The 2,525-nt window shown below is 39.5% G+C and carries 3 protein-coding genes; all 3 read right to left on the reverse strand.

The window, feature by feature from the left end:
- On the reverse strand, nucleotides 1–701 hold a 701-nt coding region (locus ACOVO2_RS12075; protein ID WP_421770218.1), incomplete at its 3' end, for a carboxylesterase/lipase family protein.
- A gap of 118 nt (nucleotides 702–819) precedes the next feature.
- Nucleotides 820–1,752, reverse strand: a complete 933-nt coding sequence (locus ACOVO2_RS12080; protein ID WP_421770219.1) for a prolyl oligopeptidase family serine peptidase — start codon at nucleotides 1,750–1,752, stop codon at nucleotides 820–822.
- 6 nt (nucleotides 1,753–1,758) lie between these two features.
- The coding region (locus ACOVO2_RS12085) for a nucleoside hydrolase-like domain-containing protein (RefSeq protein WP_421770220.1) at nucleotides 1,759–2,525 on the reverse strand (767 nt) is incomplete at its 5' end.

Consider the following 2,525-nt stretch of genomic DNA (forward strand, 5'->3'; position numbering starts at 1 on the left):
GCTTTGTGAAAAAGTCCTTTTGCCAGTGGCGATGCAATCATGGCATTTACGCTAAACGCACCTGCCGATTGACCCAAAATTGTTACGTTAGATGGGTCGCCACCGAACGCAGCAATATTTTTTTGTACCCACTTCAAAGCGGCAATTTGGTCAAGAAAACCATAGTTTCCCGAAGCATTGTAGCCAGATTCTTTACTCAATTCGGGGTGTGCCATGAAGCCTAAAACGCCCACACGGTAATTAATGTTTACAAAAACAACTCCTTTTTTCGACAGTTCTTCTCCATCATAAATATCACAATTGGCCGAACCGCTGTTCAATCCACCGCCATAAATCCAGACCATCACGGGTTGTTTTTCTTTGGCAGATTTTGCGGTTGTCCAAACATTTAGGTATAGACAATCTTCGCTCAAGGGTTCGGGTTTGGCAATAAATTCTTCCGTCCAACAATAAAATGGAGCAGGTTTATTTTGAATTGGACTGGCCGAAAAACCAGTACATTTTCTTACATCACTCCAATTTTTAACTGCTTGAGGAGCTTTCCAACGCAATTCACCCACTGGCGGAGCAGCAAACGGAATTCCTTTAAATATTCGTACGTTTTCCTTGGCATAACCCTCAACTTTACCATTGGCTGTTTGAACTGTGGTTTGAGCAAAGGTTGTAAGTGAGATTAATGTGAGAAAGAGTAGTTTTTTCATTTTATGTTAAGTTTAAAATCTGTGTAAATCTACGTTGGAACATCTGCATCATCAGCGTTCTAAAATTGGGACGCTAATGACGCAGATTCCTTCGGAAATGCTGACTTACACGGATTTGTTATCTTTTTGCTTTCGATTTAAAAAAGGCAATCATTTGTGCATAATATTTATCAATCATCACTCCAGGTCCGTGTCCGCCACCTTCAATGATTAGTAACTCACTTTTTACACCTTCTTTTTGCAGTTTTTCGTAAAGTTTCTCGCTTTCACAATGTGGGACGAGAGGGTCTTTTGTTCCATGAAAAATTAGAAATGGAGGTGTATTTTTGCTTACATAACTTATAGGGTTTGCCAGTGCTACTTTATCTTTATTTTCTTGAATTGCCCCGCCCACTAAAGTAGATTCGGGAGATTTTACATCATTATGACTAAATGAACTACCACAAGCATCCATTAAAAGGAAATCAGTAGGGCCAAACCAATCGACAACGGCGTCCACATGGCTGCTTTCGTTCAACGATTTACCAATATTTCCTTCTAAATCTATCGATAAATTATTGATTGTTGTGAATTTGATGCCGCTCGTCACGCCTGCCATCGTTGAGAGATGACCGCCCGAAGAAAAACCAGTTATACCTAAAAACGAAGTATCTAAAGAGAATACCGAAGCATTGGCTCGGATGAAACGAATGGCGGCTTTTACATCATGAATTTGTGCTGGCCAAATAGCATCTCTACTCGAACGATGATTGATACTTACCACCGCAAAACCATTTTTTAGGAGTGTTTGACCCAAACCATCATTGAAACAAGTGGCTTTTGATGAATTTGAAAACCACGCACTGCCATAAATCGTAAACACCACAGGAAATGGTCCATTTCCTTTTTGGGGTAAGAAGATATCTAATTTATGCCCAATAATTCCATCGCCTGCGTAGTCAATATCAATCCAAGATTTTGAAGTTTCTATCGCAGATTTTGTAAAATCAAGTTTAGTTTGAGCAAGTAGATTTCCAGATACTATTAAAAGCATTAAGGTTAGACGTATCATGATTCCTCAGTTTTTACATGTGATAATAACCCTTTGATAGCGAGTCAGTTTAATATTCCGATTATCAGAAACTTCTAAAATCAAATGAATGGTTTCTCCGTCTTTGATATCGGTAGGTATCGTCAATGATGCCTCTTTTTGGTCTGCATTGGTGAGTGAAACTTTCGAGCCATAAGTGTCTACTTCGGCGTATTGCCACCAACGATAGCTTAATTTATCGCCATCGGGGTCAGTTGCACTACCACTAATTTTTATGGTCGTATTGGGTTTAACCGAAAGTTTGGAGGCATGATTGAGCTTCACAATAGGAGCATGATTGGCATTTTTGTAGTCTTTCACGCACCAATCGGCACGTGCTGCAAAATCATTTTGTAGGGCTTCAATCCAACGAGTTTGTCCGTAAGTTTTATCCATTTTTTGTGTGAATGGATTGTAATCTGCTGCCTTTTCTCCATCTTCCCAACGTTTCGGATTTTGAGCAGATTGAACCAAACGACCTCCCCAACCACCATATTCGGGGTTATTGAGGTTATCAAGACCGACATTTATCAGATGAAAATATGCTGGTGAATCACCTTCCGAAATGAAGTCATACTGACCAAAACTACCCCATTGGCCAGATTTTATTTTTGATAAATCGCCGTGAATATGCTCATCGTCACCCGCTTGTTTTTGTCCATCGCCATAACTATAATACATCTTGGTAAGTGGGCCATGATTATTGATGATGTTTTCACTCATAAATTTTCCTTCAAGTAAATAATGCTGACTTT

Origin of the sequence: Emticicia sp., assembly GCF_049241225.1 — a bacterium.
Classification (GTDB): Bacteria; Bacteroidota; Bacteroidia; order Cytophagales; family Spirosomataceae; genus Emticicia.

Excerpts from the sequence above, each read along its gene's own strand:
- ACOVO2_RS12080 (WP_421770219.1), bottom strand. The coding sequence starts at position 1,752 with ATGATACGTCTAACCTTAATGCTTTTAATAGTATCTGGAAATCTACTT.